Source organism: Streptomyces sp. A0592 (assembly GCF_004795115.1).
GTDB classification, from domain to species: domain Bacteria; phylum Actinomycetota; class Actinomycetes; order Streptomycetales; family Streptomycetaceae; genus Streptomyces; species Streptomyces erythrochromogenes.
Window position 1 is genome coordinate 351,502 of the sequence record NZ_SSBM01000004.1, and the last position, 25,992, is coordinate 377,493.

The 25,992-nt window shown below is 74.0% G+C and carries 17 protein-coding genes and 1 tRNA gene; 11 read left to right on the forward strand and 7 right to left on the reverse strand.

Features of this window, described 5'->3' with window-relative positions; translation table 11 throughout:
• The first annotated feature begins 190 nt into the window (after window positions 1-190).
• Complete coding sequence (locus E6U81_RS09100) at window positions 191-2,251, forward strand: phospholipase C, phosphocholine-specific (protein WP_136229569.1); 2,061 nt, start codon at window positions 191-193, stop codon at window positions 2,249-2,251.
• Here the strand turns inward: E6U81_RS09100 and E6U81_RS09105 are convergent.
• Window positions 2,238-2,942: a hypothetical protein gene (locus E6U81_RS09105; RefSeq protein WP_136229570.1), complete on the reverse strand. Its 705-nt coding sequence runs from the start codon at window positions 2,940-2,942 to the stop codon at window positions 2,238-2,240. The two genes, E6U81_RS09100 and E6U81_RS09105, sit on opposite strands and share 14 nt — an antisense overlap.
• Window positions 2,943-3,015: 73 nt before the next feature.
• On the opposite strand from E6U81_RS09105, the gene E6U81_RS09110 reads away from it, so the two are divergent.
• Complete coding sequence (locus E6U81_RS09110) at window positions 3,016-3,771, forward strand: alpha/beta hydrolase (RefSeq protein ID WP_136229571.1); 756 nt, start codon at window positions 3,016-3,018, stop codon at window positions 3,769-3,771.
• 59 nt (window positions 3,772-3,830) lie between these two features.
• Here the strand turns inward: E6U81_RS09110 and E6U81_RS09115 are convergent.
• Both E6U81_RS09115 and E6U81_RS09120 read right to left on the reverse strand, forming a co-directional pair.
• Window positions 3,831-3,903, reverse strand: a tRNA-His gene (locus E6U81_RS09115).
• Window positions 3,904-3,976: 73 nt separating this feature from the next.
• Window positions 3,977-4,783: a hypothetical protein gene (locus E6U81_RS09120; protein WP_136229572.1), complete on the reverse strand. Its 807-nt coding sequence runs from the start codon at window positions 4,781-4,783 to the stop codon at window positions 3,977-3,979.
• A 77-nt stretch (window positions 4,784-4,860) separates the two neighbouring features.
• Between E6U81_RS09120 and E6U81_RS09125 the strand changes: the two genes are divergently transcribed.
• Entirely contained in the window at window positions 4,861-5,706 is an 846-nt protein-coding gene (locus E6U81_RS09125; protein WP_136229573.1) for a LysR family transcriptional regulator, read from the forward strand.
• Window positions 5,703-6,842 carry an aminopeptidase P family protein gene (locus E6U81_RS09130; protein ID WP_136229574.1) on the forward strand — a complete coding sequence of 380 codons (1,140 nt, stop codon included), beginning with the start codon at window positions 5,703-5,705 and terminating at the stop codon, window positions 6,840-6,842. The genes E6U81_RS09125 and E6U81_RS09130 overlap by 4 nt, the downstream gene beginning before the upstream one ends.
• 24 nt (window positions 6,843-6,866) lie before the next feature.
• Here E6U81_RS09130 and treZ read toward each other — a convergent pair whose 3' ends face one another.
• Window positions 6,867-8,615, reverse strand: coding sequence for a malto-oligosyltrehalose trehalohydrolase (gene treZ, locus E6U81_RS09135; RefSeq protein ID WP_136229575.1), 1,749 nt, complete (start codon window positions 8,613-8,615; stop codon window positions 6,867-6,869).
• 110 nt (window positions 8,616-8,725) lie between these two features.
• Between treZ and E6U81_RS09140 the strand changes: the two genes are divergently transcribed.
• Window positions 8,726-9,289 carry a DUF1707 and FHA domain-containing protein gene (locus E6U81_RS09140; RefSeq protein WP_031151271.1) on the forward strand — a complete coding sequence of 188 codons (564 nt, stop codon included), beginning with the start codon at window positions 8,726-8,728 and terminating at the stop codon, window positions 9,287-9,289.
• A gap of 96 nt (window positions 9,290-9,385) precedes the next feature.
• On the forward strand, window positions 9,386-9,871 hold the full coding sequence (locus E6U81_RS09145; protein WP_346766135.1) for a GNAT family N-acetyltransferase: 486 nt from the start codon (window positions 9,386-9,388) through the stop codon (window positions 9,869-9,871).
• On the opposite strand, the gene E6U81_RS09150 is transcribed toward E6U81_RS09145, so the two are convergent.
• Window positions 9,826-11,145: a M14 family zinc carboxypeptidase gene (locus tag E6U81_RS09150; RefSeq protein WP_240803722.1), complete on the reverse strand. Its 1,320-nt coding sequence runs from the start codon at window positions 11,143-11,145 to the stop codon at window positions 9,826-9,828. The genes E6U81_RS09145 and E6U81_RS09150 overlap by 46 nt on opposite strands.
• Window positions 11,146-11,328: 183 nt before the next feature.
• On the opposite strand from E6U81_RS09150, the gene E6U81_RS09155 reads away from it, so the two are divergent.
• Window positions 11,329-14,508 carry a DEAD/DEAH box helicase gene (locus tag E6U81_RS09155; protein ID WP_240803723.1) on the forward strand — a complete coding sequence of 1,060 codons (3,180 nt, stop codon included), beginning with the start codon at window positions 11,329-11,331 and terminating at the stop codon, window positions 14,506-14,508.
• A 327-nt stretch (window positions 14,509-14,835) separates the two neighbouring features.
• Here the strand turns inward: E6U81_RS09155 and treY are convergent, their stop codons facing one another.
• Complete coding sequence (gene treY, locus E6U81_RS09160) at window positions 14,836-17,109, reverse strand: malto-oligosyltrehalose synthase (RefSeq protein WP_136229578.1); 2,274 nt, start codon at window positions 17,107-17,109, stop codon at window positions 14,836-14,838.
• An 82-nt stretch (window positions 17,110-17,191) separates the two neighbouring features.
• Between treY and E6U81_RS09165 the strand changes: the two genes are divergently transcribed.
• Window positions 17,192-18,472 carry an MFS transporter gene (locus tag E6U81_RS09165; RefSeq protein ID WP_136229579.1) on the forward strand — a complete coding sequence of 427 codons (1,281 nt, stop codon included), beginning with the start codon at window positions 17,192-17,194 and terminating at the stop codon, window positions 18,470-18,472.
• Here E6U81_RS09165 and glgX read toward each other — a convergent pair.
• The gene (gene glgX / locus E6U81_RS09170) at window positions 18,457-20,571 is read right to left on the reverse strand and encodes a glycogen debranching protein GlgX (RefSeq protein WP_136229629.1); all 2,115 of its coding nucleotides are present in this window, start codon (window positions 20,569-20,571) and stop codon (window positions 18,457-18,459) included. The genes E6U81_RS09165 and glgX overlap by 16 nt on opposite strands.
• Window positions 20,572-20,855: 284 nt before the next feature.
• Between glgX and E6U81_RS09175 the strand changes: the two genes are divergently transcribed.
• The 3 genes from E6U81_RS09175 (at window position 20,856) to E6U81_RS40945 (ending at window position 25,953) form a co-directional block, all read left to right on the forward strand.
• Window positions 20,856-22,133, forward strand: coding sequence for an SAV2148 family HEPN domain-containing protein (locus E6U81_RS09175; RefSeq protein WP_136229580.1), 1,278 nt, complete (start codon window positions 20,856-20,858; stop codon window positions 22,131-22,133).
• A 92-nt stretch (window positions 22,134-22,225) separates the two neighbouring features.
• A complete protein-coding gene (locus E6U81_RS09180; RefSeq protein WP_136229581.1) occupies window positions 22,226-22,963 on the forward strand; it encodes a 3'-5' exonuclease in 738 nt (245 codons plus the stop codon).
• A gap of 173 nt (window positions 22,964-23,136) precedes the next feature.
• Window positions 23,137-25,953: a hypothetical protein gene (locus E6U81_RS40945; protein ID WP_136229582.1), complete on the forward strand. Its 2,817-nt coding sequence runs from the start codon at window positions 23,137-23,139 to the stop codon at window positions 25,951-25,953.
• Window positions 25,954-25,992 lie beyond the last annotated feature (39 nt).

Here is a 25,992-nt window from a genome sequence, read left to right on the forward strand (position 1 = left end):
GTTCTCGACGCCTGTTGCGGGTGCGGGGATCGCCGTACCCTGCCGGCGGCGCGGCAGCGGTACGCCGGAACGCCGTCCGTTCGCCAGGTGTACGGCGCCGTGTCACGAAGGCATCTCCGTCCGGTACCCGGGGGCCGCTGTCCTTGGGGCGCCCCTCGACTCCCCCCTCACCCCCAGAGGTCGTCACCCCATGGCAGAACTCAACCGCCGCAGGTTCCTGCAGATAGCCGGCGGCACGGCCGCCATCGCGATGCTGAACGACAGCATCGCCCGGGCCGCCGCCATCTCGGCCCAGGGCACCACCGGAACGATCCAGGACATCGAGCACATCGTCGTCCTCATGCAGGAGAACCGCTCCTTCGACCACTACTTCGGCGCGATGAAGGGCGTCCGCGGCTTCGGCGACCCGCGGCCGGTGCTCCAGGACAACGGCAAGACGATCTTCCACCAGTCGAACGGGACGAAGGACATCCTGCCCTTCCACCCGCAGATCGCGGACCTCGGGATGCAGTTCCTGGAGGGGCTCAACCACGACTGGGCCGGCGGCCACCAGGCCTACAACAACGGCAAGTACGACAAGTGGGTCCCGGCCAAGACGGCCACGACGATGTCGTACATGACGCGGAACGACATCCCGTTCCACTACGCCCTCGCCGACGCCTTCACGGTGTGCGACGCCTACCACTGCTCCTTCATCGGCGCCACGGACCCGAACCGCTACTACATGTGGACGGGCCACACCGGCAACGACGGCGTCGGCGGCGGTCCGGTCCTCGGAAACCAGGAGCTCGGCTACGGCTGGAAGACCTACCCCGAGCGCCTGGAGGCGGCCGGGATCTCCTGGAAGGTCTACCAGGACATCGGCGACGGCCTGGACGCCGCCGGCTCCTGGGGCTGGATCAACGACGCCTTCCGCGGCAACTACGGCGACAACTCGCTGCTGTACTTCAACACCTACCGCAATGCCCAGCCGGGCAGCCCCCTGTACGAGAAGGCGCGCACCGGCACCAACGTCAAGGCGGGCGGCGGCTACTTCGACCGGCTGCGCGCCGACGTGACGGCCGGCACGCTGCCCCAGGTCTCCTGGATCGCCGCCCCCGAGGCCTTCAGCGAGCACTCCAACTGGCCGACGAACTTCGGCGCCTGGTACATCTCGCAGGTCCTGGACTCGCTGACGGCGAACCCGGCGGTGTGGGCGAAGACCGCCCTGTTCATCACCTACGACGAGAACGACGGCTTCTTCGACCACGTCGTCCCGCCGTACCCGCCGGCCTCCTCCGCGTGGGGCCTGTCCACGGCCGACGTGTCCAAGGACCTCTACGCGGGCGGTGGCGGCTACGCCGCCGGACCGTACGGGCTCGGCCCGCGCGTCCCGATGATCGTGGTCTCCCCGTGGAGCAAGGGCGGCTACGTCTGCTCAGAGACCTTCGACCACACCTCGGTGATCCGCTTCATGGAGAAGCGCTTCGGGGTGCAGGAGCCCAACATCTCCCCGTGGCGCCGCGCCGTCTGCGGCGACATGACCTCGGCCTTCGACTTCACCCGGGCCGATGCCGCCCCCGCCGCGCTGCCGTCCACGGCCGGCTACGTCCCGCCGGACAAGGACCGCCACCCCTCCTACCACCCGACGCCGCCGGCGACGGGCGCCCTGCCACCGCAGGAGGCCGGGTCCAAGCCCACCCGCGCGCTCGGCTACGTCCCGTACGTGGACGGCGCCCGCACCGTCTCCACCGGCAAGTTCACCCTCACCTTCGCCTCCGGCCCGACCCTGGGCGCCCACTTCCACAGCACCTCGGGCAACCGCACGGACGGCCCCTGGCCCTACACGGTCGAGGCGGGCAGGACCCTCTCGGACACGTGGTCCACCAGCAGTTCCACCGGCAACCAGATCAATCTGACGGTGTGGGGACCCAACGGTTTCCTGCGCACCTGGAAGGGCCCGGCGAAGAAGGCCGGCCCCGAGGTCACGGCCCGCCACGTGAGCGCCGCCGGCGACCTGGCCCTGACGATGACCAACTCGGGCACGGCCGCGGTCAACCTCACGGTGACCAACTCCTACGGCGGGGCGGCCCAGACCTTCCGGGTCGCGGCCGGAGGCACGCTCACCCACACCGTGAACCTCGCCCCCACGGGCCGCTGGTACGACGTCAAGGTCGTCTCCGACCTCGACGCCACCTTCCTGCGGCGCTTCGCGGGGCACGTGGAGACCGGCGCCCCGGGCGTCTCCGACCCGGCGATCAGGACCGCCTGATCCGGTCCTCCGGCGCGCGCAGCAGCCGCCGTTCCAGGACCGCGAGGTCCCCGGGGCGGTGGCCGCGGGCGTGCCGGAGCAGGAGGTCGCGGGCGGTGTCCGGGACCCGGCGCCGCTTCGGGTGGCGGGTGGTGAACTCCTCGCCCGCGAAGAACCGCACGGCCCCTTCCAGCCCGGCGCGGTCCGACTCCCGCACCGCCCAGGCCAGTTCCCCCGTGGCCGCCCCGGCCAGGAGCCGCAGGGGGGCCCGTTCGGCGAGCAGCAGGGCCGCGTCGCGCGGCTCCTGCCGTACGGCGCCCAGCCAGCCGAAGACCACGCTCAGCGGCACCCCGCGCGGCGGAGCCGGCTCCTCGGCGCCCGCGGCCAGGGCCCCGGCGTACTCGCGCAGGGCCCCGGGTGCCGCGGCCACCCAGCGGGCGCGGTGGCGGGCCGGGATCCCGTCGGGGGACAGCGGGTCCAGCAGCCGGTGCGACTCGGGGGTGGGGTGGAGGGTCCCGTCGTCGTGCCCGCACGAGCAGCCGAACAGGTCGTCGCCGGCGAGCCTGCGGCCGAGCTCCCGGACGGCCCGGACCTCGGCGGCCTCGGCGGGGTCGGTGATCTCGTAGCTCTGCGGGTGATGGGGGTGCCGGGCCCCGTCCGGCCGCGAGAAGCTCCCCATGACCAGCCGGTCCGTGCGCGATGTCGGGCTCACGGTGTGATGGTAGGCGCGGTGGGCATGACGTACCGCGTCGGTTGTCACCATCCCCGTCACCGAGGGAGAACGCATGGCCATCGCCCACCGCCGGATCGGCACCGGACCCGTTCGCGTCATCGTGCTGCACGACTGGTTCGGCACGTCCGCCAACTGGGGCTCGGTGCTGGACCACCTGGATCCGGAAGGGTTCAGTTACGCCTTCCTCGACTACCGCGGCTACGGCGAACGCCGGGACGTCGCCGGCCGCCACACCCTTCCCGAGATCGCCGACGACGTCCTCGAACTCGCCGACCAGCTCGGCTGGGACACCTTCTCCCTGCTCGGCCACTCCATGGGCGGCAAGGCCGCCCAGCAGGTCCTGGTCCGCGCCCCCGAGCGGATCGAGAAGCTCGTCGGGATCAACCCGGTCCCCGCCGCGCCGTACGAGATGGACGACGCCGCCCACGCGCTCTTCTTCGGCGCCGCCGAGAGCCCCGAGCACCGGCGCGCCATCCTCGACCTCGTCACCGGCAACCGGGCGAGCGGCCACTGGATCGACCGGATGGTCGCCCACTCCCTGGAGATCTCCCGCCCGGAGGCCTTCGCCGACTACCTCGCGAGCTGGCAGTCCCTGGACCTCTCCGCCGCCGTCAAGGGCAACACGGTCCCGGTGCTCGTCCTGGTCGGGGAGTACGACCTCGCGCTCACCGCCGACGTGATGCGCGCCACCTGGCAGGTCTGGTACCCGAACTGCCGCATCCGCACCCTCCCCGGCGCCGGGCACTACCCGCCGCACGAGACCCCCGTGGCCTTCGCCACCGAAGTGGAAGCCTTCCTCCGCGACTAGCCGCGAGGGTACGAAAAAACCCCCGGGCTACGAGGAGACCTCGTACCCCGGGGGATCAGGGTGAGTGACGGGACTTGAACCCGCGGCCACCTGGACCACAACCAGGTGCTCTACCAACTGAGCTACACCCACCACGAGGGGCGGCGGACCGCCCGTCGATGTGCATGCACAGCATAGCCGATCTGCGGGGTGGTCCCGCGACGCGTTATCCGGCCGACCGGCTCGCGGCCGGGGTGGCGGTGAGCCCGGCCGCGACCCCGTCGGCGCGGCCGGCCGCGTGCGCCACGGCCGCCACGGCGAGGGCCCTGATGATCGGGTGGGGCCTGGTCCCGTCCCCCTGGAGCTCCGGCTGGAAGAGCGTGGCCAGGAAGAAGGGGTGCCCGGGCAGCTCCGCGATGCGCACCTGCCCGTCCTCGTCGTACCCCGACAGCCGCAGCCCGTGCGCGATGAGGGCAGGCAGGTGCCGCGGGGCGGGCCCGTAGCTGCAGTGGTAGCGCTCCGTCGACCGCTCCGCGCCGAGCGCGGCCTCGGCGAGCGACCCGCTCTCGGCCCGTACGACGCCCTCGTGGCCGACCAGCGAGCAGGCCAGCGGGGCGATCAGCGGGTCCCGTGCCCCGGGGTCGTTCTCGGCGTGCGCGGCCTCGGCCAGCCCGCACACCGTCCGGGCGTACTCCAGCAGCGTGTGCTGGAAGCCGCCGCAGGTCCCGAGGAAGGGGACGCCCTCCTCGCGGGCCACCCGGATCGCGGCCAGCGCCCCGGCCTCGCTGGCGTACGGGCTGCCCGGCAGCACCCACACGGCGTCGAAGCGGGCGAGGGTCCCGGCGGCGGCCTCGGCCGCCGCGTCGGCGGTCGGGATCCAGTAGGCGTCGAGGACCAGCCCGTCGCGGGCGGCGAGGGCGTCGAGGAGCAGCGGGATCCGGGTGTGGGACTTCACGTGCGGGGAGCGGTCGCCGACGAGGGCGATCCGCGCCACCTGCGGGGGTGAGGTGGGTGAGGTGGGTGCGGTGGTCATGTCGACCATCTTGTGACCGCCACCCCCTTCAGTGCCAACGATTGTTCGTGCACCGGCGATAAGTGATCCTGATGTCCATGGATCCGCACCTGCTCCGCACCTTCGTCGCCGTGGCCCGGCTCGCCTCCTTCTCCGGCGCCGCCCGCGAGCTGGGCTACACCCAGTCCGCCGTCTCCCAGCACATCGCCGCGCTGGAGGGGGACCTGCGGGCGGAGCTCCTCACCCGCCGGCCCGTCGCACCGACCCCGGCCGGGGTGCGGCTCCTGGAGCACGCCGGACCGCTGCTGCTGCGGCTCGACGCCGCACGGGCCGACGTGCTCCGGCTGGCCGCCGCCCCGCCCGGCCGCGTCACGCTCGCCGCCTCCCCGCTCGCCGTCGGCCCCCGGCTGCTCGCCGCCCTGCCCGCGACCGGGGTCACCCTGCGCGTGCTGCCCCCGGCCGATGTGCCCGCCGCCGTGGCCACCGGCGGCTGCGACCTCGGACTGGTCGACGGCCCGGCCGCCCCGAGCGACCCGCTGCGGCTGCCCGACGTGGCACCCCTCACCGTGACCGGCGCCGGGGAGGAGGAACTGGCCGTGCTGCTGCCCGAGGGGCACCCCTTCGCCGGGCGGGCCGCCGTCCGCCTGGACGACCTCGCCGACGCCCGCTGGATCGACGCCCCCGGCATCGGCCTGCCGCTCACCGCCGCCCGGGCCTCCGTCCGCTACGAGGGCACCGACCTGCTCGCCCTCTGCGCGCTGGCCGCCGCCGGGCACGGCCTCGCCCTTCTCCCGCGCCGCGTCGCCGAGGCCGCCGGCGCGGGGGTAGCCGTACCGCTGTCCGCCCCGCGCCTGGTGCACCGGACGGAACTGCTCTCGCCCGGCGCCCCGACCGGCGCGGCCGCCGCCCTCGCCGCACGGCTCACGGCAGGATCCCCCGTATGACCGATGACACCGACGCCGCCGGCCCGGCCCCCTTCAGCGCGGCCGACTACGCCGCCCGTATGGCCTCGGCCGCGCAGAGCGCCGCCGGGGCGGGGCTCGCCGGGCTGCTGATCGCCCCCGGCCCCGACCTCACCCACCTCACCGGATACCGCCCCACCGCCGAGACCGAACGGCTGACCCTCCTCGTCCTGGCCGCCGGGCAGGACCCGGTGCTCGTCGTGCCCGCCCTGGAGGCGCCCGACGCGGCCAAGGCCGCCGGAGCCGGCGCGCTGACCCTGCGGGACTGGGCCGACGGGAAGGACCCGTACGCCCTGACCGCCCCGCTGCTGGACCCCCGCGGCCGCTTCGGGGTCAGCGACAACACCTGGGCCCTGCATCTCCTCGGCCTCCAGCGGCAGTTGCCGAACACCTCCTACGCGGCGCTGACCGACTGCCTGCCCATGCTGCGCGCCGTCAAGGACGCGCGGGAACTGGAGCGCCTCGCCGCGGCCGGAGCCGCCGCCGACGCCGCCTACGCGCAGATCCTCCATCTCCCCTTCGCCGGCCGCCGGGAGACCGACGTCGCCGCCGACCTGGCCGCCCTGCTGCGCACGCACGGCCACTCCCAGGTGGACTTCACCGTCGTCGGCTCCGGGCCCAACGGCGCCAACCCGCACCACGAGGCCGGCGAGCGGGTCATCCGCCACGGCGACACGGTGGTCCTCGACTTCGGCGGCCTGCGCTTCGGCTACGGCTCCGACATCTCCCGCACGGTGCACGTCGGCGAGCCCACCGCCGAGGAGCAGCGGGTCCACGACATCGTCCGCGAGGCCCAGCAGGCCGCCTTCGCGGCGGTCCGGCCGGGCGCCGCCTGCCAGGACGTGGACCGGGCCGCCCGGGCCGTGATCACCGAGTTCGGGTACGGCGACCGCTTCATCCACCGCACCGGCCACGGCATCGGCGTCACCACCCACGAGCCCCCGTACATGGTCGAGGGCGAGGAGCAGCCCCTGGTCCCCGGCATGTGCTTCTCCGTCGAGCCCGGCGTGTACCTGCCGGGACGGTTCGGCGTCCGCATCGAGGACATCGTGACCGTCACCGAGGACGGCGGGCGCCGCCTGAACAACGCCCCGCGCGAACTCGCCGTCGTCGAGTAGCCCAGCTCCCCGCTCCCCGCTCGCTCAGGGAGCGAGGACCACCGCCGACTCGCCGGGCAGGTGGATCCGCCCGTCGGGGCCGGGGTGTTCGAGCGGTTCCCAGGACGCCAGCACCCGTACCCCGTTGCGGCCCAGCGCGATCGTGACCGGCTCGGCGGAGAGGTTCACGGCGACCCGTACGTCTCCCCGCCGGAAGGTCAGCCAGCGCCGCTCCTCGTCGTGGGCGACCCGGACCGCCGCCAGGTCCGGGTCGCGCAGGTCCGGGTGGGTGCGGCGCAGCGCGACCAGGGTGCGGTACCAGTCCAGCAGGCGGGCGTGGAGCGGCTGTTCGGGCTCCGACCAGTCCAGGCAGGAGCGGTCCCGGGTCGCCGGGTCCTGCGGGTCGGGGATCTCCTCGGCCTTCCAGCCGTGCGCCGCGAACTCCCGGCGCCGGCCGCTGCGCACCGCCTCCGCGAGCTCCGGGTCGGGGTGGTCGGTGAAGTACTGCCACGGGGTGCGGGCGCCCCACTCCTCGCCCATGAACAGCATCGGCACGAAGGGCCCGGTCAGCGCCACCGTCGCCGCGCAGGCCAGCAGCCCGGGGGACAGCGAGGCCGAGAGCCGGTCGCCGAGCGCCCGGTTGCCGATCTGGTCGTGGGTCTGGGAGTAGCCGACGAACCGGTGGGCCGGGGTCCGGCGGTGGTCCACCGGCCGGCCGTGCGTGCGGCCCCGGAAGGAGGACCAGGTCCCGTCGTGGAAGAAGACCCGGCTCAGGGTCTTGGCCAGGGCGGCCAGCGGGGCTTCGGCGAAGTCGGCGTAGTACGCCTGGGACTCACCGGTCAGCGCGCAGTGCAGGGCGTGGTGGAAGTCGTCGTTCCACTGGGCGTTCAGGCCCAGGCCGCCGGCGGCGCGCGGGGTGGTGGTGCGCGGGTCGCAGCGGTCGGACTCGGCGATCAGGAAGAGCGGCCGGCCGGTCTCCGCGGCGAGCCCTTCGACGGCCGCGGACAGCTCCTCCAGGAAGGTCAGCGCCCGCCCGTCGGCCAGCGCGTGCACCGCGTCCAGGCGCAGGCCGTCGATGCCGAAGTCGCGCAGCCAGGCCAGCGCGCTGCCGATGAGGTACGCGCGCACCTCGTCGGAGCCGGGCGCGTCCAGGTTGACCGCGGAGCCCCACGGGGTGTGGTGGGTGTCGGTGAAGTACGGGCCGAAGGCGGGCAGGTGGTTCCCGGAGGGCCCGAGATGGTTGTGCACCACGTCGAGGACCACGCCCAGCCCGGCCGCGTGGGCGGCGGCCGTGAACCGGGCCAGGCCGGCCGGGCCGCCGTACGGTTCGTGCACCGCCCAGGGCGCGACCCCGTCGTATCCCCAGCCGTGCCGGCCGGCGAAGGAGCACACCGGCATCAGCTCCACGTGCGTGACGCCGAGGGAGAGGAGGTGGCCGAGGCGGGCCGCGGCCGCGTCGAAGGTGCCCTCGGGGGTGAACGTGCCCACGTGGAGCTCGTAGAGGACCGCGTCCTGGAGCGGGACGCGCGGCGACGGCGCGGGCTGCGGGGCCAGGGCCTCGAAGTCGACGACGGCCGACAGCCCGTCGGGGCCGTCCGGCAGGCGACGGCCGCGCGGGTCGGGCCGCGGGGAGGCCTCCCCGTCCAGGAGGAAGCCGTAGCGGCTGCCGTCCCCGGCCGCGGCCTGCGCGGTCCACCAGCCGTCCCGGTCCGGATCGCGTGCCATGTCGTACGTCACGTCGTCGAGTCGCAGGGCGACCCGGCCCGACAGCGGTGCCCACACCTCGAACTGCACGGGCGGTCCCCTCGTCTCCGGCGGTGTCCAGCATGCTTATCGTGCCCATCATTCCGGGCGTGGTGGGGGAGTTCTGGACACTCCGGCCCCGACGGGCCGACAATCACCCTGTGACGTCGAGTTTCGAACTTCCTGCCTTTCCCGCGCCGCGGCTGTCGGACGCCGAGCGAGACCGTGCGCTGGGCCAGCTCAGGGAGGGCGCGGCCCTCGGCAAGCTGTCCCACGACACCTTCCTGCGCCGCATGGAACTCGCCCTGGTGGCCCGCCGTTCCGAGGACCTCGCGGTCCTCACCGCCGACCTCCAGTCCAGGGAGGCCGCCGAAAGCCCGTGGACCCGTCGGCTGTTCGGCTGGGTCGGCCGGGTGTCGGCGGTGTCCGCCGGTGTCCGGCGGGCCTGGACCGCCGAGCGGCTGCCCAAGCTGCTGCTGCCGCATCCGAGTGCGGCGGCCCTGCGGATCGGCCGCGACCCCGGCAACGGGCTGCGACTCAGCCACGAGACCGTCTCCCGGATGCACGCGGAACTGAGCCTGCGCGACGGCGTGTGGGTGCTCAAGGACCTCGGCTCCACCAACGGCACCAGCGTCAACGGGCGTCGTGTGACGGGCTCCGCGGTCGTCCGCGACGGCGACCAGGTCAGCTTCGGGAACATGAGCTTCCGGCTCTCGGCGGGCTGATCCCGGGGCCGGGCGCGCCCTCCGCCTCCGCCCGGCCCGCACCCTCACCGGCCCCCACCGGTGCGATGCCGGGAGCGACCACGCAGGATGGCGGTCATGGAACACACGCCTGTCATCCGCCGCGCCCGGGTCGGGGACCTGCCCCGGCTGGTCGAACTCATCCACGAGCACGTCGCCCACGAGAAGTCGGCCCCCCGCCCGGCGGACCTCGCCGGGCGGCTCGGCCCGCGGCTGTTCGCCGAGGACTCCCGGCTGTGGGTGCTGCTCGCCGAGAACGCCGACGGCGTCGTCGCCGGATACGCCGCCTGCTCGGTCGAGTTCGCGTTCTGGGACGCGCGGGACCACCTGCACATGGACTGCCTCTACCTGGCCGCGGCCGCCCGCGGCCAGGGCCTCGGCGCCGCCCTGATGGAGGGCGTGACGGGGCTGGCCCGCGAGCTGGGCCTGGAGCAGGTCCAGTGGCAGACCCCCGACTGGAACGAGGGGGCGATCCGCTTCTACGACCGCCTCGGCGCCGCCTCCAACCCCAAGTTCCGCTACGCCCTGCCCGTGGAGCGGCCGGCCGCCACGAGCTTGTCGTAGGCGGCCAGGACGGTACGGGACTGGTGCTCCACCTGGGTCGCCACCGGGATCCAGCGCGCCCCGAACCGGGCCGCGAACTCCTCGCACCACCCGGTGACCAGCCGGTCCAGCCCGGGCGCCGCCGGGTGCCCCTCGGCGCGCAGGACCCGCAGCAGCATCGCCGCCGCGCGCAGCGACAGCCGCCGCCCGAAGGCGTCGATGCTGGCGATGTACGCCGCCGTGGCCTCGGCGGGGGCGCCGGCGCCCGTCCACTCGGAGGCGATCCGGGGGATCAGCGCGAGCGTCCAGTCCACCGCGCGCAGCAGCGGGGCCGCGGCCGGGTCCTCGTACGCGCCCGGACCCGGCCGGTCCCGGGCCCGCTCCCGGGCCGCGCCGACAAGCGCGGCGTCCGCCGTCAGCCGCCCGGCCAGCATTCGCAGGGCGCGGCGCGGGTCGGGGTGCGGGGCCGGGTCGTCCACCAGGTCGGAGGCCCACATGGGGACTTCGACGATCGCGGTGGTGCCGGCGTACCGGTGGGCGTGGTACCAGGTGCTCAGCCGGGTGTCCTCCGGGTGGAACGCCCCGGCGGCCTCGCTCCCCGGCTGCGGGATCACGAAGATCCCGGGCCCGGGCGAGGGCCAGCCGGCGGCGTCCGAGGCCCCGTTCTCCACCGGGATGCGCAGGTCGGCGGCCGATTTGCCGAAGGGCTCGGCGAGGCCGGGTATGTCCCGGGTGAGCTGCACCCAGGTGCCACCGAGATCGGTGGCGTGCAGGGAGACCTGCAGCACGGGCCGCAGCTCGTCGATGAGCGCGGTCAGCGCCAGAGTCTCCGGCGGCAGCCGGTCCGCGGGCAGTAAGGACGGCGCCCACTCGGGCTGTTCGGGGCCGGGCGGCCGGAAGAAGTACCGGTGGTAGTCCAGCAGCGAGTACGGGCGGGGCGTGCGGTGCAGGTCCGCGCCGTCCGGATCGGCGCAGAGCAGGAAGTGCCAGCCGCAGCCCGCGCGCGGCGCCGGCTCGCGCACGATCCGGCGGGCGAGCGCGAGCGCGGTGGCGCCGCCGACGGGCTCGTTGGCGTGCGCCCCGGCGACGACGAGGACGTTGCGGGCGTCCCCGCCCGCGGTACCGGCCGGGCCGGGGCCGTCCGCGCCGGGCCCCGCGGTCGCCGCGACGGACAGCACCCAGATCGGCTGTCCGGCCCGCGAGGTGCCGGCCTGGCGGAGCCGGACCTCGCCGGGGTGTTCGTCCGCCAGAGCCCGGCCGGCCAGCCCGAGTTCCTGCGGTGTGGGGTAGCACATGTCACGGAGGAGAGTCACAAGGGATGCCATGCCCGCCGGGCCCGCCCCCTACTGCTGTACGGGCCCCACAGTTCGCCGGAACTCCGGGGAAACCCCTGGCCAAGGCTATGCCGAACCCTCTCGGGCGGGGGAAACCCCGCAAACCGGGTGCGGAAGATGATCACGGGATGCCACAGTCGCACCATGCGCACTGACGAGGCCGGCGTGCACGGATCGGTCACCGACCTGGCACAGGAGCGGTGGGGAATCACGCTGGGCGGAGAGTACCCGGCGCGGTTCGCGGAGCCGGGATGGGCCTATGAGGAGACCGTCGGCCGTGGCTGTCCCGTGTGCGGCGGTGAACTGCACGCCCTGCGCAGACCGTACGAGTCCCAGGGGCGCACCTACCAGTACACGGCTCTGGTCTGCCCTGCGTGTTCCACCGCCTTCACCCTCGCGGAGCTCGGGGTGACGCGGTACGACCAGCTGACCGACACAGTGCCCCGCCAGACCGCGCGGCCCGCCCGGCGTCGCCGGGCGCCCGCGCCGGTGCCCCTCGCGCCGTGCCCGGACGGGCCGGGGGTCACCGTCACCGTGATCGTCAAGGGTTCGGGGGTGCGCGCGGACGGCGGCCCCGCGTGGCCGCAGGACCTCGTCGTGCCCGACGAGAGCGAGCCGAGGGCCCTGTCGTGGTGGAAGGTCGCCGATCCCGCGTGGCGCCCGCCCGACGCCGTGCTCACGGCGGCCGAGGACGTGCGGGTGATCCTCCCCGACGGCCGGGAGTACGAGGCGCTGAGGGCATGGCTGGAGGGCCGGGGCGTCCCGTACCGGGTCAGCCGGTACTGGGAGGAGGCCGGCCGGGTCGGCACGGTCACCGACACCGGCGGCCGGGCGGGGCTGGTCGCCGTCGGTCCGGACGGAGCGGCCCCCGCCCCGGGGCCCTGGGCGGTGGCGGCCCGGGACGCCTTCGCCGCCCAGTGGGACGCGCTGGAGGAGCTGCCGGACGGCGACGGCGAGGCGTACGTGCCCGTCGGTGAGCTGGTGCCGGCCGAGTGGGCCGAGCTGCTGCCGCACCCGTCGTTCAACCCGGTCCAGGCCGCCGCCGTCCCGGTGGTGCTCGAAGGCACCGGGCATCTGGTCGTGGTCGCGCCGACGGGCGCGGGAAAGACCCCGATCGGGATGGTCGCGGCGCTGGAGGCGCACGCCCGCGGACGCAAGGCGGCCTGGCTGGTGCCGCAGCGCTCGCTCACCGACGAACTCGACCGCGAGCTCCGCTTGTGGCGCCGCCACGGGCTGCGGGTGGTGCGTCTGACCGGCGAGGCCGCGGTGGACACGGAGCTGATCCGGTCGGCCGACGTGTGGGTGGCCACCACCGAGAAGTTCGAGGCGATCTGCCGTGCGGGCTCGCTGCGGGACGCGCTCGCGGAGGTCGGTTGCCTGGTGGTCGACGAGATCCACCTGCTCGGCGATCCGACCCGCGGAGCCGTACTGGAGGCGCTGCTGGCACGCGTACGGGAGGACAGCGCGGCAACCCGGATCGTGGGCCTGTCCGCGACGGTCGCCAACGCGGACGAAGTCGCCCGGTGGCTGGGCGCCCGCCTGGTCCGCACCACCTGGCGGCCCACCCGGCTCACCTGGCAACTGCCCCTCCTGCCGCCGGTCGACGAGACGGACTGGGCGAAGCGGGCCGCCGTCCGCACCGAGGCCGCCGTGCGCATCGCCCGTCAGGTCACCGGGGACGGTGGCAGCGTCCTCGTCTTCTGCGGCAGCAAGCGCCGCGTCCGGACCACGGCGCTCGCGATGGCCGCCGACCGGGGCGTGCCCACCGCAGGCGTGGACGCCGACGACGCCGAAGCCGTGGAGCGGCTGTGCACCAAGGCGGGGGTGCGGCTGCACTACCGGGACTGGCCGTACAAACGGGAGGCCGAGCAGGCCTTCCGTGCCCGCGAGGCGGAGGTCCTGGTCGCCACCTCCACGGTCGCGGCGGGCGTCAACCTCCCCGCCCGCGCGGTGATCGTCAGCGACACCACCATCGGTCTGGACCGCGTCGAGGTGTCGATGGTCCAGCAGATGTTCGGACGCGCGGGGCGCATCGGCGCCGGAGAGCGCGAGGGCTGGGCGTTCCTCCTCACCGACCCGGCGGAACGGGCCCACTGGCAGGCCCGGTTGGCCGCCGGATACAGCGTGCGGTCCCGACTGGACGAGCGCTTGGCCGACCACCTGCTCGCCGAAGCGGTTCAGGAGCGCGTTTCGACCCTCGGCGAGGCGGAGCGGTGGTGGGCCGGCACGTTCGCCGCCCACCAGGGGCACGACAGCGTGGAGCCCCTGCACGAGGCGGCCCGGTTCCTCGCCGAGGTGGGCTGCCTGCGCGACATCGCCGGCGATGCCCGCCTGGAGCCCAGCGCGCTGGGCCGGCTGACCAGCCGCTTCATGGTAGACGCCGGGGTCGCCGACGATCTGGCGACGGCACTGCGGCTGGCCCCGGTACCCGAAGACCCGCTCACGGCCGAGCAGTTGCTCGCGACCCTGCTCAGCACCCGTCTGCCCGTGCTCGAACAGGCGCCGTTCACCGAGCGGGCGAAGGCTGCCCTGCGCCGAGTCCTGCGTGAGGCCGAGCACGCGGACGACGAGCCGGACGACCCCTGGGGGCTGGGCACGGCCAAGGAACCTGCGCCGACGCCGACCGAGGACGAGCAGCGGCCACAGGCCGGGGATCTGGCCCGCGCGGTCCTGCTCCTTGCCGCGACCCGTCCGCGCCTCTTCCGCGGCCGCCCCGCCTACGTCCTGGGCATCCCCATGGACTCCATGACGGGCATCCTGGAGGAGGCCCGGCGCTACCTGGCCTGGCTCGGCGCGCAGGGCCCCCTCGGCACGGTCCACCCCTGGGTGGCCGTCGTCGCGGCCGACCTCGCCCTCCGTATCCGCTGGCGCACGCTGGGGGTCGACCGGGGGGCCGGACGCCTCCTCTGGATGTGCGAGCGCATGGCCACGGCCCCGCTCGCGCCCGGCCTCGTCCCCCGGATGTGGAACGCGGCCCGGGCCCGCGGCATCGACGCGCCCGACTGGAACGGCACGACTCCACCGGGCGACTGCGCCCTCTCCCCGGACCGCTACCACGCCCTCCTCGCGGAGCGCGCCACCGGCACGCGCCTCGCCCTCCAGGGCGACGCCGTCCGGGTGTGGGCCCCGCCCGGATCGGCGATCCGCCTGTGGAACGGCGTGGCCACCACGGTGCACGTCGCCGACGGCGAGGAGACCACACTGCTCCTCCCGCCGGCCGACCCGGCCGACCCGTCGGCCGGGTGCTGCGGCGCGGCCGTCTTCACCCGCGGCGACCGGCTGGCGGCAGGGTGGCTCGGAGCGTACGCGGCGATGCGCGCCTGACCCGGAGGCGGCGGGCCCGCAACGGACGGCCGGTGAAACGGCTGCGGATCCTCTGCCCCGGGTCGGTACGGTGGGCACCGGTCTGCGGTGGGGCGGACCCGTGTTGCGGCGCCGGGTCCGGTGGGCGGAGACCGCTCGTCCGACCGCTTCGGGCCCGCCGAGGAGCAGGGCACCGCGGCGGGCGCGGGTCCCGTCGGCCGGAGGGGCCGCGGACTTCGCCGGCCTCCTCCGGGCGCCGGCCGGGACGGGTCCGGCCGGAGGGGCTTCCGCGTCGCCGGTCCGGCCGCCGTGGATCGTGCCGCAGCCGGACCGGTCACGGGCGGGCCGTCACCGGCGGACCCAGACCCCCACCGGGCGGTCGTCCAGCAGGGAGGCCACCCGGGCCGAGCCGCTGTGCGCGGCCGCGGTGTTCCGCCCGGCGTGCGCGGGCAGGACGGGCGTCCACGTGCCCGGCGGCAGGTCCACCTGGGTGTCGCGCCAGCCGCCCGAGGCCGCCAGCCGGTGGGACAGCCGCGTGGCCGCCACCAGGAGGCCCGGGGCCCGGGTGAAGGCCACCAGGTGGCCGGCCGCGGGGCCCCGGACCGCGACGGCGGCGTAGCCGCGGAAGAGCTCCGGCCGGTCCCGCCGCAGCCGCAGCAGCACGGCGGTGAGGGCCAGCTTCTCCTCGGCCGGGCCGTGCGGGGCGGCCCCCGCGTCCAGCCGCCCCAGCTCGTCGCGCGGGAAGTACGCCGGGCGCCGGTTGTCCGGGTCGACCAGGGCCCGGTACTCGGTCTCCGCGCCCTGGTAGACCTCCGGCACCCCCGGCATCGCGAGGTGCAGCAGCGCCATGCCGAGCAGGTTCGCGCGGGCCGCCCCCGCGAGCTCCGCCGGGAGGTCGAGCGGGGCCGGGGCGTAGCCGGGCACGCTCGTCTCGTACTCCTCGTCCCGGTCGGTCCAGCTGGTGCGCAGGGCGGCCTCGCGGGCCCCCTTGAGCAGGGCGTCGGCCAGCCGCGGCACCGCCTCGGGGGCCCGGCCGAGCCCCAGCGCCGTCTGCCGGGCCACCCAGGCCAGGTGGGGGTCGGGGGCCGCGCTCTCCCGGTCCATCAGCTCCGGCGCCTGCGACAGCGCCGAGATCCGGGCCCTGACGTCCGCACTGCGCTTGGTGTCGTGCGTGGACAGCACCGTGCCCGTCTCCGGCCAGTCCCGGGCCAGGACGGCGCAGTACGCGTGGAACTCCTCGGGCGACACCGCCGGACGCCCCGGCTCACCGCCCACCTCGGTGGCCGACAGAAGCGGCGCGTACCGGTAGAAGGCCCGGTCCTCCAGGGACTTGGCGCGCAGGGCGGCCGAGGTCTGGGCGAACCGGGCGGCGAAGGCCGGATCCCGCAGCAGCAGCTCCCGTACGCCGGCCACCGCGGCCGGACCGGCCAGCTCGGCCGCCCGCTCCAGCGCCTGCGGCGGCAGCTCCGGCTCGCCGGGGTAGGGCCGGTAGACGGGAAAGGCGATCAGCAACTCACGTACCGCACCGGCCAGTTCACCGCCGACTCGGCGCTCCAGCGCCCCCAGCTCGGCGGCCAGGTCGCCGGTCAGCACCTCCCGAGCACAGGCCCGCGCCGTCTGCGGCCACTGCGGCAGGCCGGTGGACTCCCCGTACCGGTCCGCCAGTTCCGCGGCGCCCTCGGGATCGGTGAACACCCCGTCGACCCGGTGCAGCGCGTCGTACCCGGTGGTGCCCGCCACCGGCCAGTCGGCCGGCAGCCGCTCGTGGCGGGCCAGGATCTTCTCGACCACCACCCAGCAGCCGTCGCCGGCGGCGGCCCGCAGCCGGCCCAGGTACTGCCCGGGGTCGGCCAGGCCGTCGACGTGGTCGATCCGCAGTCCCTGCGCGACCCCGTCCCGGACCAGCTCCAACACCTTCGCATGGGTGGCGGTGAACACGTCGGGGTCCTCCACCCGGACGCCGATCAGCTCCGAAATGGTGAAGAAGCGGCGGTAGTTGAGAGCCGTGGAGGTCTCCCGCCACCAGGCCGGCCGGTACCACTGCGCCGCCAGCAGCTCCGGCAGCGCCAGGCCCTCGGTCCCCTCCCGCAGCGGGAACTCCTGCTCCCCGTGGCGCAGCACCCCGCCGTCGACCCTCAGGTCGCAGGAGTCCACCGGGTCGGCGAGCAGCGGGAGCACCACCTGCCCGCCGCCGGCCTCCCAGTCGATGTCGAACCAGCGTGCGTACGGCGAGTCGGGCCCGTCCCGCAGCACCTCCCACAGCGGCCGGTTCAGCCGCAGCGGCGTCGGCACCGCCATGTGGTTGGGCACGATGTCGAGGACCAGGCCGAGCCCGTGCTCCCGGGCGGAGCGGGCCAGGGCCCGCAGGCCGGGCTCGCCGCCCAGCTCGGCCCGTACGCGCGAGTGGTCGGTGACGTCGTACCCGTGGGCCGATCCGGGCGCCGCCTCCAGGACGGGGGAGAGGTGCAGGTGCGACACGCCGAGCGAGGCGAGGTACGGCACGGCCGCCTCGGCCGCCGCGAAGGGGAATTCCGGACGCAGTTGGAGACGGTAGGTCGACGCCGGGGTGACGGGTTTCGGAACATCAGATTCCGATGCGGGGGTCGGGCGCGGCTGGCTCATGAGAACGTACGTACCCAACCTGCCGGATTCCGTGCCATGACCCAATGCATCCGAGTGACTGCGCCGGGTTAGTGTCGATCAAGTGGTCGGAACCGTCAACACCTATCGAAGAGTCATCGCCCTGACCGGGCCCCTACTCCCGCTCGTCTCTTTCCTCGCCCGCCTGCCCGTGGCGATGTCCCAGTTCGGGAGCTTCCTGCTGGTCGCCCAGACCAGCGGCTCCCTGGCCACCGCGGGCATCGTCGGAGGCACGCTCTCCATCGGCCAGGTCCTCTTCGGACCCGTCCTCGGCTGGCTCGCCGACCGGCACGGGCAGCGGCCCGTCGTCCTGGCCGCCGCCGCGGTCAACGCCGTCGCCACCGCCGCCCTGGTCGCCGGTGCGCTCACCCACCTCGCGACCCTCCCGCTCGCCGCGATCGGCGCCCTCACCGGCGCCTCCGTGCCGCTGATCGGGCCGCTCGCCCGGACCCGCTCCGTCGCCCTCGCCCGCCGCACCAAGGCCGACGAGGAGGTCGTGGGCGCCGTACACGCGCTCGAAGGCACCCTGGACGAGGTCTCCTTCGTCTTCGGACCCGCCCTGGTCGGACTCGCCGCACTGATCGCGCACCCGGCCTTCGCCCTGGCCGGCGCGGCCGGCCTCGTCGCCGTCTTCGGCAGCGCCTTCGCCCTGCACCCGACCGCCTCCGCCACCACCGGCTCCCCGGCGCGCGGACGGCGTACGGGGCGCCGGGTCCGGCCGCCCGCCGTGGTCTACGCGGTACGGGGCTCCCTCGCACTCCAGGGCGTGATGTTCGGCGCCTGCCAGGCCGGCATCACCGCGCTCACCATCCGCCTCGGCGTCCCGGACCAGGCCGCCGTCGTCTATTCCGCGATGGGCGTCGTCAGCGCCGCCGTCGGCCTCGCGCTCGGCGCGCTGCCCGCCCGCTTCGGCCTGCGGCTGCGCTGGCGGGTCGCGACCGGCGCCGCCCTCGTGCTCTCGGCGCCGCTGCTCGTCACCGAGAGCCTGTGGCCGCTGTACGTGGTCGTCACCGTGCTCGGGGCCGCCTACGCACCCCACCTGATCACCGCGTTCGCGCTCACCGAGCGGTCCGTGGAACCGGCCCGGCTCGCCACCTCGATGGCCTTCGCCGCCAGCAGCCTGGTGGCCGGGCAGGCCATGGCCCTCGTCGTCGCCGGGCGCCTCGCCGAGCGGTACGGCCCGAGCGGGTCCTTCGCCGTGGCCGTGGGGGCGGCCGCGCTCTGCCTGACGCTCGCCCTCGTCACCCGGGTGCCCGCCGCCCGTACGCACACGGCCCCGGCCGCCGCCCCGGTGGCCGGGCAGGCCCGGCCACCGGTCCCGGACCCCGCCTACGCCGGCCGCTGAAGCACCACCAGGCACCGCCCCGTCAACGCCACCCGGTCGCCGGCCGCGTACTGCGGCCCGGTGCCGGGTGGCAGTACGTCCGCCCGGGAGGTGTCCACCACCAGCCGCCACTGCGCGCCGTGCCCCGGCGGGACGGTGAAGTCCTGGGGTTCCGCACCCGCGTTGAACATCAGCAGGAACGAGTCGTCGGTGATCCGCTCCCCGCGGCTGCCCGGCTCGGAGATCGCCTCCCCATTGAGGAACACGGTCAGCGCCCGCGCGTGCTGCGCCTGCCAGTCCCGCGCCCGCATCTCCTCACCGTGCGGGGTGAACCAGGCGATGTCGGAGAGTTCGTCGTGCGTGCCCTCCACCGGCCTGCCGTGGAAGAACCGGCGCCGCCGGAAGACCGGGTGGTCGCGGCGCAGCCACACCATGCGGCGGGTGAACTCCAGCAGCGACGGCGCCGGTTTGCCGGGCTCGGGCCAGCCCACCCACGACAGTTCGTTGTCCTGGCAGTAGGCGTTGTTGTTGCCGCCCTGCGTACGGCCGAACTCGTCGCCGTGGCTGAGCATCGGCACGCCCTGCGACAGCAGCAGGGTGGCCGTGAAGTTGCGCATCTGCCGCTCGCGCAGGGCCAGGACCTCCGGATCCTCGGTCGGTCCCTCCACCCCGCAGTTCCAGGACCGGTTGTGGCTCTCGCCGTCCCGGTTGCCCTCCCGGTTGGCCTCGTTGTGCTTCTCGTCGTACGAGACGAGGTCGTTGAGGGTGAACCCGTCGTGGCAGGTGGTGAAGTTGATGGACGCCAGCGGCCGCCGCCCGTCGTCCTGGTAGAGGTCGGAGGAGCCGGTCAGCCGCCCCGCGAACTCCGCCAGCGTGCGCGGCTGCCCGCGCCACAGGTCCCGTACGGTGTCGCGGTACTTGCCGTTCCACTCCGTCCACAGCGGCGGGAAGTTGCCCACCTGGTAGCCGCCCTCGCCCAGGTCCCACGGCTCCGCGATCAGCTTCACCTGGCTGACCACCGGGTCCTGCTGGACCAGGTCGAAGAACGACGACAGCCGGTCCACCTCGTGGAACTGGCGGGCCAGCGTCGCCGCGAGATCGAAGCGGAAGCCGTCCACGTGCATCTCGGTGACCCAGTAGCGCAGCGAGTCCATGATCAGTTGGAGCACGTGCGGGGAGCGCATCAGCAGCGAGTTCCCGGTGCCCGTGGTGTCCATGTAGTGCCGCGGATCCTCCGACAGTCGGTAGTACGAGGCGTTGTCCAGCCCGCGGAAGGACAGCGTCGGGCCCAGGTGGTTGCCTTCGGCGGTGTGGTTGTAGACCACATCGAGGATCACCTCGATCCCCGCCTCGTGCAGGGCCCGCACGGCCGACTTGAACTCCAGCACCTGCTGCCCGCGGTCGCCCGAGGCGTAGCCGTTGTGCGGGGCGAAGAAGCCGATCGTGTTGTAGCCCCAGTAGTTGCTCAGCCCGTCGTTCACCAGCCGGTGGTCGTTGACGAACTGGTGCACCGGCATCAGCTCCAGGGCCGTCACCCCGAGCTTGGCGAGGTGGCCGATGACCGCCGGGTGCGCGAGCGCCCCGTACGTGCCGCGCAGCTCCTCGGGCAGGTCGGGATGACGCATGGTCAGCCCCTTGACGTGGGCCTCGTACAGCACCGTGTGGTGGTACTCGTGCCGCGGCGGGCGGTCGTTGGCCCAGTCGAAGTACGGGTTCACCACCACCGAGCTCATGGTGTGCGGGGCGGAGTCGAGGTCGTTGCGGGAATCGGGGCGGCCGAAGTGGTACCCGTACACCGCCTCGTTCCAGTTCACCTTGCCGCTGATCGCCCGCGCGTACGGATCCAGCAGCAGTTTCGCCGCGTTGCAGCGCCGGCCCCGCTCGGGCTCGTAGGGTCCGTGCACACGGAAGCCGTAGCGCTGCCCCGGCATGATGCCGGGCAGGTACGCGTGGCGGACGAAGGCGTCCGTCTCGCGCAGTTCGACGGCGGTCTCGGAACCGTCGTCGTGGAGGAGGCACAGCTCGATGCGCCGTGCGGCCTCGGAGTAGACAGCGAAGTTGGTTCCGGCGCCGTCGTACGTGGCGCCGAGGGGATACGCCTGTCCCGGCCAGACCTGCATAGACAACGACTCTTCCCTCGTATCGAAAGACTCCCGGATGATCCGGCGTGGACCGCGTCACTGCCAGATCTTCCCCGAAAGAGGGGCCCCACGCGCGGACTTGGGAGTGGTCCTACCGGGTGACCCGCAGAGCTGACAGTCGGGTCAGCCGACTGTCGGTGCATCGGACAATGGGTCAATGGACAGTCCGTGTGCGGGCCATCGGGCTGCACCGGGCCGCGCGCGCGGGATACCCTTCCGTGATCACTGGAGACGGGCGTCCAGACGCAGAAGGCGGTGCACGGGTGAGCTCGGGAGGTCTGGAGCTGCCCCCTGGTGACAGCAGTCACGAGGGTGGCCCGGCGGACGCCCCAGGTGGTGTCCCCGGCGGGGCGCCGACGGGGATCCCGGCAGGGGCGGTCTCCCTGGCGGGCGGGCCGGCGGAGGCCGGGAGCGCGCGGGCCGGCGCCGAACTGGACTGGGGCGCGGAGGCCTGGAGCGAGGTCCGTACGCGGGCGCAGCGGGCCGGCCGGGCGTACATCTGGCTCAACCTGATCGAACAGCGGCTGCGGTCGGTGGTCGGCGCGGTGCTGCGGCCGATCTACGAACCGGTGCACGGCGGGGACGACTGGGTCGTCGCGGCCGCCGGGCCCGCCGGGCAGGAGTGGGTGCAGCGCGCCGTGGCCGTGCGCGAGGTCAGCCGGCGCAAGGGCTATCTGCTCGACTCCGCCGACGACAACGTGCTGAGCTTCCTGACCCTGCCGCAGCTGCGGGAGCTGATGGTCCAGCACTGGCCGTGCTTCGAGCCGTACTTCGACGACCGGCGCGAGATCGAGCTGGCCCTGGACGAGCTGGAGGTCACCCGCAACGTCGTCTCCCGCAACCGGGCCCTGTCGCGGCCCGTGCTGGAGCAGGCGGAGCGGGCCTCGGCGCGGCTGCTGGAGGTGCTGGGCGGAGGTTCCGGCAGCCCCGCCGCGGACCGGCTGCCGATCGACGCCGTCGAGGACCTGGTGGGCGACCGGTACGCGGACGTCGTCTCGGTCCACCCGGACCGGGTGCGCCTCCAGCGCAACCTGCCGGCCGAGGACCTCTTCGGTGGCGCGCGGCGGCTCGACGCCATCGGGATAGGGCTCAACCTGCTGGTGCAGAACTTCTCGGGGCGAAGACTCGTCCGGCTGACGGAGGCGGGCTGCCGGGTGCGGCTGCTGTTCCTGAACCCGGCGAGCAGCGCGGTCAAACGGCGCGAGCGGGAGCTGGGGCTGCGCAAGGGCGAGCTGAGCCGTTCGGTCGAGATGAACATCCTGCACGTGCGACGGGTCCGGGCGGGCCTGCGGGACCCCTCGCGCTTCGAGATCCACGTCTTCGACGAGACGCCGCGCTTCACCGCCTACCTGGTGGAGGGGCAGGCCTCGGGCATCGCCGTGGTCCAGTCGTACCTGCGGCGGGCGCGCGGCATGGAATCGCCCGTGCTGGTGCTGCGGGGCGGCGGACGCGGGGTGCCCAAGGACGCGGACCACGGACTCTTCGCGACCTACCGGGAGGAGTTCGAGTCGATGTGGGAGGACTCCCGACCGGTGTCGTGAGCGCCTCCCGGCAGGGGGCGTCGCCGGGCTTGTCAGTGGCCCGTGGCAGGCTGAAACCCGTTGACCGAAGGTGTACGGGGGAGGGACAAGGGGTGGAGGACCAGCGCGGTACGGGGGGCTGGCACGGCCGGGTGCTGATCGGGTTCGACCTGGAGACGACCGGCACGGAGCCGGGCGAGTCGAGGATCGTGACGGCGGCCGTGGTCGAGGTGCGCGGCGGTGCGGTGCACGAGCGGCGCGGCTGGCTCGCGGATCCGGGGATACCGATCCCGGAGGAGGCCTCGGCCATCCACGGGATCAGCACGCAGCGGGCGGTCGCGGAGGGGCGCCCGGTGCGGGAGGTCGCCGACGAGGTCGCGGAGGCGCTGGTCGCGCAGTGGCGTGCGGGGGCGGTGGTCGTCGCGTACAACGCGGCCTTCGACCTCACGCTCCTGAGCGCCGAACTGGCCCGGCACGGGCTGCCCTCGCTGGCCGACCGGCTGGGCGGGGCACCGACCGGTCCGGTGGTCGACCCGCTGACCATCGACCGGGCGGTGGACCGCTTCCGGCGCGGCAAGCGGACCCTGGAGGCGGTCTGCGGAGTGTACGGGGTCACGCTGGAGTCGGCGCACGACGCGGGCGCGGACGCGCTGGCCGCGGTCCATGTGGCCCGCGCGATAGCCGAACGGCACCCGCAGGTGGCCGATCTGACCCCGGCCGACCTGCACGACCGGCAGGGCACCTGGCACGCCCGATGGGCCCGGGACTTCCAGTCCTACCTGCGCCGCCAGGGCACCCCGGACGCGGTGATCGACACCGCCTGGCCCCTGCGGGACCTGGTCCCGGCCTGACCGGACCCGGCCGGACGGGGGCGGTGGCGGGGCGGTGGCGGGGCGGTGGCGGGGCGCGCGAAGATCGGCCACGCCGACCCCGTACAGATGTGCGACGATCGCTCGTCGCGCATCACCGTGGGGGGTCCATGACAACCGCATCGGCGTCCGGAAGACGCCTGGTTTCCACTGTATTGACGTGTCTGTTCGCCATCCTCGCGGCACTGCTCGCGCCGGTGGGCGCAGCACAGGCCGCACCGGTCGCCGAGGACTGCGTCGGCGTCACCGAGGGGCGGTACGCGGGCACGTTCGCCGCGGCCGGGCAGACGCACTGCCTGGAGCTGCCGAGCCCGCAGGGTGCCCGGATCGCCGCCCTCACCTCGCGCGGTGGCGCGGGCCTGACCGTCCAGGTCGAGGTGGTCGACCGCAACGGCACCGCCCAGTGCACCGCCGGTGATCTGGTGCGGGGCGAGTGCGCACTGACCGGGACGGCGCCGTTCCGCGCGCTGGTCCACGCCGACGACACCGAGGCCACCGGTCCGTACGGCGTCCACTTCGTCCGTACGGACGTCCTCCAGAAGGAGTGCCGGACCCTGCCCGCGGGGACGTTCGCCGACGACTCGGGAACGGTGCGGCTGGAGACCGGCAACGGCGTCTTCTCGCACTGCCTGACGATCCCGGCCGACGCGCACTCCACCGCCGAGCTCCTCCGTGTCCGCTACAGCCTTCCGGACGACGCGGACCTGTTCCCGGACTACGCGATCACCATGATCGACACCGATGGCGACGGGCCGTCCTGCTACAGCCACCCCACCCCGGGCCAGCAGCTCCGGACGGACGGCCTCACCAGCTGCTCCTTCACCGCAGGCAAGGCCTACACCGTGCTCCTGGAGGGCCAGGACGTCCCGCGCGGCCACACCCTGGACCGCCGCGACGTCACCGCCGCGGCCCGCGGCTGCGCCACCTCCGCCGCTACGGCGGTCGGAGCCCCGGCAACGACCGGGACGTCCGGCCAGAGCGGTACCCTGCGCTGCCACCGGGTCACCACGGCCGCCGCCACGGACCGGCTGCACGTCGACGTCCGGGATACCCACGACAGCACGAACATGCTGATCATGGACAACGCCGGCAACATCGCATGCCATCCGCGGACCTGGGCGTGCACGCCCACCGGGTCCACCGGCTACCAGGTCGTCACCCAGGCTCCCGAGAACTGGTCCCTGCCTGCTTCCTACCGCCTCGACGCCTGGCGGATCGCCACGGCCGCCGGGCCCGCCGCCGAATGCAAGCGCGTCGGTTCGGTCGCGTACGGCTACGGCCCGCTGACCGGCACGCTCTCCGAGGAGCGGACCGGTGTGTGCGCCGTCCTGCCGAGTGTCTCGGGCGACCGGTTCAGGGCGGACATCACCGCCACGGACGGCGGGACGTACACCCCGGAACCCGCGCTGTACAGCAAGGCGGGGACCAACCTCTGCATGAACAGCTCGTCCTCGTACGAGTGCCAGGGATCCGAGCAGAGCCTGTTCGTCCTCGCGCTGCCGGACCGGACGGACCGTACGGCCTACCGCGCCGAGCTCGTCTGCACCACCGCGCCGTGCGGCTCGGAGGAGGTGACCGTCGGGACGGTCACACCGACCACCGTGCAGAGCGGTACGGTCGCCACCCTCACCGTGCAGGGCACGGCGCTGGGCATGAGCACCACTGTCCAGCTGACCGGCGGCCCGGCGCCGCTGACGGCCACGACCGTCTCGGTCTCCGAGGACGCCCGCACCCTGAAGGCGACCGTGGACCTGCGCTCGGCTCCCGCGGGCAACTGGAACATCCGCGTGAGCGCCCTGAACTTCTCGTACGGGGCGGGCACGCTGACAGTGACACCGCCCGCGGTCTCCGGCCTGGGCACGTACAAGCCGGTCACGCCGACGCGGTTGATGGACACGCGCAGCGGGCTGGGTGTGCCGAAGGCGAAGGTGGGCCAGGGCGGGACCGTGACCCTCCAGGTCGCGGGCACCTCCGGGATCCCGGCGTCCGGTGTCACGGCCGTCGTCCTCAACGTGACGGCAACCGATCCGACCTCGGCGAGCCACGTGTCCGTGTACCCGGACGGGACGCCGCGCTCCAGCGCGTCGAACCTCAACTTCACGGCCGGGCAGACGATTCCGAATCTGGTCGTCGTCCCCGTGGTGAACGGAAAGGTCAGCTTCTACAACAACGCCGGTTCGGTGGACCTGATCGCCGACGTGGCCGGCTACTACACGACCGACGGCTCCGGCTCGACGTACAAGCCGGTCACGCCGACACGGTTGATGGACACGCGCAGCGGGCTGGGCGTCCCGAAGGCGAAGGTCGGACAGGGGGGCACGGTCACCCTGCAGGTTGCCGGCAGCTCCGGGATTCCGGCGTCCGGGGTCACCGCCGTCGTTCTGAACGTGACGGCGACGGACCCGACCACGGGCAGCTACGTGTCGGTGTACCCGGACGGTACGACCCGCACCAGTGCGTCGAACCTCAACTTCACGGCCGGGCAGACGATTCCGAACCTGGTCGTCGTCCCCGTGGTGAACGGGAAGGTCAGCTTCTACAACAATGCGGGATCGGTGGACCTGATCGCCGACGTGGCCGGCTACTACACGACCGACGGCTCGGGTTCCTCCTACAAGCCGGTCACGCCGACGCGGTTGATGGACACGCGCGGCGGGCTCGGCGTGCCGAAGGCGAAGGTGGGCCAGGGCGGCACGGTGACCCTGCAGGTCGCGGGCAGCGCCGGAATGCCGGCGTCGGGCGTCACGGCCGTGGTCCTGAACGTGACGGCGACGGACCCGACCACGGACAGCTACGTGTCGGTGTACCCGGACGGCACGACCCGCACCAGCGCGTCGAACCTCAACTTCACCACCGGGCAGACGATTCCGAATCTGGTCGTCGTCCCCGTGGTGAACGGAAAGGTCAGCTTCTACAACAACGCCGGTTCGGTGGACCTGATCGCCGACGTGGCCGGCTACTACACGAAGTAGCGCCGGAACCCCCGTCCTTGCGCCTGCTCATGGGGGCCG

Coding starts and splice junctions, on each gene's coding strand:
- E6U81_RS09100 (WP_136229569.1), top strand. CDS start 191: ATGGCAGAACTCAACCGCCGCAGGTTCCTGCAGATAGCCGGCGGCACG.
- E6U81_RS09110 (WP_136229571.1), top strand. CDS start 3,016: ATGGCCATCGCCCACCGCCGGATCGGCACCGGACCCGTTCGCGTCATC.
- E6U81_RS09120 (WP_136229572.1), bottom strand. CDS start 4,783: ATGACCACCGCACCCACCTCACCCACCTCACCCCCGCAGGTGGCGCGG.
- E6U81_RS09125 (WP_136229573.1), top strand. CDS start 4,861: ATGGATCCGCACCTGCTCCGCACCTTCGTCGCCGTGGCCCGGCTCGCC.
- E6U81_RS09130 (WP_136229574.1), top strand. CDS start 5,703: ATGACCGATGACACCGACGCCGCCGGCCCGGCCCCCTTCAGCGCGGCC.
- E6U81_RS09145 (WP_346766135.1), top strand. CDS start 9,386: ATGGAACACACGCCTGTCATCCGCCGCGCCCGGGTCGGGGACCTGCCC.
- E6U81_RS09150 (WP_240803722.1), bottom strand. CDS start 11,145: ATGTGCTACCCCACACCGCAGGAACTCGGGCTGGCCGGCCGGGCTCTG.
- E6U81_RS09155 (WP_240803723.1), top strand. CDS start 11,329: ATGCGCACTGACGAGGCCGGCGTGCACGGATCGGTCACCGACCTGGCA.
- treY (WP_136229578.1), bottom strand. CDS start 17,109: ATGAGCCAGCCGCGCCCGACCCCCGCATCGGAATCTGATGTTCCGAAA.
- glgX (WP_136229629.1), bottom strand. CDS start 20,571: ATGCAGGTCTGGCCGGGACAGGCGTATCCCCTCGGCGCCACGTACGAC.